This is a genomic window from uncultured Turicimonas sp., assembly GCF_902477955.1.
Classification (GTDB): domain Bacteria; phylum Pseudomonadota; class Gammaproteobacteria; order Burkholderiales; family Burkholderiaceae_F; genus Turicimonas.
In genome coordinates this window covers 1-5693 of sequence record NZ_CABSJB010000068.1, presented here as the reverse complement: position 1 = coordinate 5693, position 5693 = coordinate 1, and the positions used below count along the sequence as shown (strand labels likewise).

Below are 5693 nucleotides of genomic sequence, written 5' to 3'. Positions count from 1 at the left end.
CTTTTCGGTAGTGTGCTAATTATAGCATATCACCCACCTTTTGTGCAGAGGTTCCCTAACTCTTTGTGTACATCGTACGAAGCAGCTGCTTCGCCAATAACTGCGTCAACAGAGTCAAACATTCTCTCAATCAACAACTGCAGAGTATCCGGAAGAATTTCATCATCTGCATCTAGGAAGAAAATGAATTCTCCCCGTGCCACGGCAAGCCCCGCATTTCTGGCGGAGGACACTCCTTCATGTTTTCTTTGTAAAACTTGTATCCGCGCGTCCCTTTTTCTAAAATCCTGAAGTATCTCCAAACTCCGGTCTGTTGAACCATCATTGATGCAGATAACCTCGAAACTTTGAAATGTTTGGGCAAGAACACTTGAAAGACAAGCGACCAAGTAGTTACTAGCGTTATAAACAGGAATAATCACGGACACGCAGGGATCCGCAATGCTTTTCTTAGTCATTTGCTCAGGTTCTCGGGCTCTTATCGTTGCTTTTAATACTCTGTCCAAAAGTCAGAGACTGTTTGGAGCAGTATAACAAGAATGGGCTAATAATTCGTTTCTGTCATAGATGCGTTACTCGCGGAATCAGAACCTATCTCTGAGTTCAACCTTATAAGCAAGAAATCTTTATATAAAAATGGGGTATTTAATATAATTAGTGCAGCATCGAAAAGTGTCTCAATTAAGATTAAAGCTCCCTCATTCGCTGATTTATTCGCAGCAACTTCTCTGGAGCTAGAGTTGGTAAGAAGAATAAAGTTCCTTGAAACTTAATTCCTTTGCATAATTTGAAAGCGGTATCGAACTTTACTAAAGCAAAAGGCAAACGCAGCGTTCAATCTTATCTATGGGAACTCATGATCCGCATTTTTTCAGTTTGTCTATAACTTGTCAGACCCTACGTGTAGGGAGGCGCATCACGACTCCTTCTCCTGCCGTAGCTTTGTCGGTTTGACGATGGACTCACAATCTCCGTAGGAAACTACGATCCTGCGTTTTCGTCATCCGCTAGGGAAAAGCTGTTGTGACAAAAAGATATTTTTATTATTCAAGTAACCACTTACCAATAAAGGGCTTCTCTTCAACAAAGACACGATTGTTGACGGTTCTTTTATTGAAGCGCCGAGTTCGATCAAAAATGCTGACAAAAAGCGAAATCCTGAAATGCCAGCCGCTCACCGTCATCAGAAACTACTCCGAAAGCCTCAGAGATATTCTTCATTCTCATGATTACGATGCAAAAGTTCTTCTTTCTAGAAGAAGCACTCAAGGTCGTTGATGAATACTCCATCCGAGCCTCTTCGATTATTGAACATATGCGAGGACTGATTAAAGCGAAAGAATCGAAGATCCAAGAAGTCGAATTGAACTCGTTGGCTCTGTCTATCGTCGAAACTTATCAAGAGTTAGGCGGAAAATACGAAGTTAATCTCGTTGCATCGGGCAACGCTCCGGTTTCTGTCCGGATTGATCCCACTCAGTTTGAAATTGTTTTACTCAACTTGCTCAATAACGCTTCCGAAGCCATAACGCACCAAGAAACGAAACCGATTATCACCTTAGAGATCTCCGGCGAAAACGGTGAAACCGCCATTACTGTCGCCAATGAAGGATTTTTAGAACATGAAGAATCCTTTAATAATCTGTTTGCCGTGAAGAACTCTACTAAAGTCAACGGTCTCGGACTGGGATTAGCAATTGCGGCAAGAGTCGTGGAACGCTGGGGCGGTCAGCTCAGCATTCGTCAGCACAATAAAGAGGTCATCGCATGTATCCTTCTTCCGACCCTATAGATCCATCCGTCCTCCGCTTAGTTCAGGGAAAGTCTTTAGTCAGAATTGTGGACGACGATGAGACTGTCGCGAAATCCTATGAATTTATGCTTCGCTGTTCCGGCTGGAACTGCAAGATCTTTAATAGTGCGGAAGATTACCTTGCTTCTGAAAACGTTCAAATCGGTTGTCTGATTCTTGATGTTCGGATGCCGGGACTTTCAGGTCTGCAGCTTCAGCAAAAATTAGAGATTCTTGAACGAGAGATTCCTATCATCTTCGTCACTGGGCACGGAGATGTTGATATGACCGTGCTTGCATTGAAACACGGTGCTCAGGACTTCATGCTGAAACCGGTTGATCCTCAGAGGTTAAAGGGGGCAGTTTTTCAGGCGTGTCAAAGTGACCTGCTCCACTTCTTGAAAAGTCAGAAGGAAGAAGCCGAGAGAGAAGCAACGAGTTCGCTTTCACAAAGAGAGCGAGAAGTCGCACAACTTTTGGCACAAGGTTTACTTTATAAACAAATCGCTGAGAAGCTTGGCTGTTCAGAAAGGACTGTGAAATTTCACAAGGCTCGGATTGCGGAAAAATTGGGCGTTAAAACTCCGCCTGAAATCGCTTTGAGGCTTTCCAGTAATGCAAAAAACAAATTGGAGTATTAGGAAGCCGTAAATGTATAAATAATCCTGAGAAAACGTAGTTTCTTAAAAAATTAATATTTAGCCAAAAGAGTTTGTTCGGTTTAACATTAAGCAGAGATAATTATTTCAACCGACCAAAGGAGTTTTAAATGGCAGGATCACCAAAGAAAGACATTCCCAGACCCTCCTCAGAGCAAGTAACGATTTACTTAAAGAAGTGGGAGCAACTTGACGCTTACCCTGAACAAGAAAAAGCACTGGATAAACTATTTCAGGAATTCTGCCCGAAGAATGAAAAGATAGAAGACATTCTGTTAAAGTCTGCGACCTTGAATGATTTCTATAGCACTAATATCTTTTCAGTTTTCTCTGTTGCAAAACATATTCTGGAATTGAAGATTGACGCTCGCCTTTCGAAGAAAGACCTATCTTTAGTAGATGAATTACAGAATGTAAACATCCAAGGGAAAAACCATAAGTTCTATTCCTTCGCTAGTAAATACTGCAGTCACCATAATCCTAAAAACTTTCCTATCTACGATAATTATGTCGCCAAGGTTTTGCGACATTTCCGAGATGTTGACAAATTTATTAAAAGGAAGGATCTCAAAATCTATAAGAATTTCGTAGAGACATTGGATTGCTTTACGAAGTACTACGGCCTTGAAAATTTTAGCAGAAAAGAAATTGACAGGTATCTTTGGTTGCTGGGAAAAGAAAACTTTCCCAAAACCAATCAAAGAAAATAGACGAACTAAAATCATCGGTTAAGTTTTTAGGCTCATTTGGCGACATCAATATCTCAGATCTTTTAGATCCTGAAGAACTCATAAAAAATTCGCACTACAAAGGGAGCCCCGATTGAATTCTTGCTAGTTGTTCAGAAGTCAAAATTGAGGAAGCCTCCCAACATGTATTTTCCCTGAACACGATCGAAGCAAGCTCCCTAAGGCACCGCGTTCCGTTCACAGGAGTTAGATCACAGGCCGCAAAATTACCATTACGAAGGGGAGCTTCAACAAAGCGTTGTTCATTATCTCCAGTTACGAGAATTTGGTCGATAACAAGCCTGTTAGCATTCTTCATACCATGAGTGATACCAATCAGCTCAGAAAGGTGATTAAAAAATGCCTCTGGACCTCTACAAACTGCGAAACAGAGCTCTTTATCCGCGTGGACCATAAAATATTTTAATTGTCCAAAATTGTGTCTCATTTTATGTTGTTAACTATCATAAGCGACCGTTGGATAATCTCGTTCGCATCTGCTTTCGTTTTAAGCTCCCTTGTTGAATCTATTTTTCCGAACAATTGACCGTAATGAAATATCGTATGTCTTTGCGCGTTCCAAAAACTATACGCTTCGCATATCTCTTTTGCGTATGCGAGTTTTGGATTTTTCAAGATAAAAGCACCTTTATCCGATTTTCCTTCGAAAAACTCCCCAAAACCTTTCTCCGTGACGTCCATCCCATTCTTAAAGAATAGGTATTTTAAATGCCCTTCCACAGCTTTTAACGCGGGAAAAACAAAGTGGGAGTACTCGGGGCATTCATAATTTACAGCAAGGTTAATTAACGCTGTTCTAACTAGGTTCTTAATTGCCGAAGGATAATCTGCAGGAAAGTTAAATTGAGCCTTAAATCTGGTTGAAATGTCTTGTGAATCTACATTAACGCGATACACGTCGCTGTATACACGGTCAAGTGCTTTTTCCTCTATTCCTAACGAGCTAAGTATTTCGCTGAGTACCTCTTGAAAAAACGGAGTCACAGCACCCTGCAACGTTGCCTTTCGTGAAACAGAATAAAAAGTTAAAGTAACCTTATCTCCGCTGGCGGCTCTAAAAAAATCTGAAGACTGGTAGCACGTCTCAGAATGGCTCTCCCATGTCCCTTCAAATGTCTCCTTTAGCTTCTCTACCAAATCTTTCCAGACGTCCTTTTTAACATAAGAAAAGGCAGCGAAACTACTTCCTTTGACAACTCTTCCTCTTTTGCTCAATGATTCCTTGGCCAGCCGGTCAGCAAGATCATTATATTTATTATTTGAGTGACCATTAACCTTTACAAAATCCACAAGTAATAGACCTTCGTACTTATGCTTATAGATTTCAACATACATCTTGCTGACTGGACTCTGGGGCTTCCATTCACTTGAAAGCCACTTATGAACCCCTTCATAGTCGTGATAAATTTTCAACTTAGAGATTTCAGAACACACCGCCCAATCCAAAGCAAGAAGAACTGCAAAAAGCTCACCTGCAACATTCTTTGTCCCTATAAATTTCGGGTTTTGTCCGGCCCGAAACAGTTCTTCTTTATGCCCATCTGGTCTAAAGGCTACAACCCCGCTACCATACTTGCCAACTTCCGTATCAAAGCTCCCATCAACAAACGCGACACCCCACCCCTCCCGGAGCAATTCTTTCACTTCTTCTTCATAAATATCTCGATCGCTTAAATAAGCCCTAGCTTCCTCCTCCGAAAGAAATGACTTATATTCGGCACCAGAATAATTCTGGACAGCTTCTTGACAGTCCTTCCATGTTGAAAAGATCCCGCATTTCGTCCCTTTTCTTACAGCATAATACTTCTTCTTATTGCTCATTTTCTCTCTATTAAGCCATGAAACCTATATAAATTTCTAACGTTCAATAAAACTGAATTTTTTTTCAGTTTACCTAATTTCTTGACCATCCTTTTTAGATTGCAATGGTTATCGTCTTCTCTCCTACAATCCCTCAAAAAGTGAGTCAAGTCTTATTTTCCTCCTTTTATTGAACTTATCCCACTAGATATTCAAGCTTCTTCATTAATCAATCAACCAGTATTCAACACTTATCATTTTTCAAAAGCCATGAACATTAGATCTGGATAGAGCATTAGAAATACACCTCAAAAGCGAAAAGTTAAAGGCACGATAGCGTTGAGAAGTGAGAAATCCAATGTGAGTTACCAATACGAAGTGAATACGCACAAAAAACAAACTCACCTTATGCGAAATAAAGTAATTTATTTATTTTTCAGTTTTAGTCAGTGAGCATTGGACACCGTGTTAGTTTTACTTTGCTGCCGTGCCCAGAGAGTTTAGAGTTTCGCTTTTTTGACCAAAATTTCCGACTTCTTTAATCTTAAGCATTGAAATGCTGCCATTCAACGCGGGTTGTTCACCCCTCCAATTAATTACTATGTAGAAAGTTGGCAACTATTTCGCAGAATACTTAAGGAACCTCTGCACAAAAGGTGGGTGATATGCTATAATTAGCACACTACCGAAAAG

General features: G+C 40.5%; 5 protein-coding genes. 3 read left to right on the top strand and 2 right to left on the bottom strand.

From position 1 onward, the window contains the following. Positions 1-29: 29 nt before the first annotated feature. Entirely contained in the window at positions 30-458 is a 429-nt protein-coding gene (locus RDK53_RS12135; protein ID WP_308515230.1) for a glycosyltransferase family 2 protein, read from the bottom strand. A 767-nt stretch (positions 459-1225) separates the two neighbouring features. Between RDK53_RS12135 and RDK53_RS12130 the strand changes: the two genes are divergently transcribed. From RDK53_RS12130 to RDK53_RS12120, 3 genes are all read left to right on the top strand, one after another. Beyond that, on the top strand, positions 1226-1792 hold the full coding sequence (locus RDK53_RS12130) for an ATP-binding protein (protein ID WP_308515228.1): 567 nt from the start codon (positions 1226-1228) through the stop codon (positions 1790-1792). Continuing rightward, positions 1768-2433 (top strand): response regulator, encoded by a 666-nt coding sequence (locus RDK53_RS12125; RefSeq protein WP_308515226.1) that lies wholly within the window; start codon positions 1768-1770, stop codon positions 2431-2433. The genes RDK53_RS12130 and RDK53_RS12125 overlap by 25 nt, the downstream gene beginning before the upstream one ends. Positions 2434-2561: 128 nt before the next feature. Next, positions 2562-3161, top strand: coding sequence for a hypothetical protein (locus tag RDK53_RS12120; protein WP_308515224.1), 600 nt, complete (start codon positions 2562-2564; stop codon positions 3159-3161). Between the two features lie 462 nt (positions 3162-3623). Here the strand turns inward: RDK53_RS12120 and RDK53_RS12115 are convergent, their stop codons facing one another. Further along, the gene (locus RDK53_RS12115) at positions 3624-5021 is read right to left on the bottom strand and encodes a viroplasmin family protein (RefSeq protein WP_308515223.1); all 1398 of its coding nucleotides are present in this window, start codon (positions 5019-5021) and stop codon (positions 3624-3626) included. Positions 5022-5693 lie beyond the last annotated feature (672 nt).

Bases quoted from the DNA above. Each gene is read 5' to 3' on its own strand.
- RDK53_RS12135 (WP_308515230.1), bottom strand. From the start codon at position 458: ATGACTAAGAAAAGCATTGCGGATCCCTGCGTGTCCGTGATTATTCCT.
- RDK53_RS12130 (WP_308515228.1), top strand. From the start codon at position 1,226: ATGATTACGATGCAAAAGTTCTTCTTTCTAGAAGAAGCACTCAAGGTC.
- RDK53_RS12125 (WP_308515226.1), top strand. From the start codon at position 1,768: ATGTATCCTTCTTCCGACCCTATAGATCCATCCGTCCTCCGCTTAGTT.
- RDK53_RS12120 (WP_308515224.1), top strand. From the start codon at position 2,562: ATGGCAGGATCACCAAAGAAAGACATTCCCAGACCCTCCTCAGAGCAA.
- RDK53_RS12115 (WP_308515223.1), bottom strand. From the start codon at position 5,021: ATGAGCAATAAGAAGAAGTATTATGCTGTAAGAAAAGGGACGAAATGC.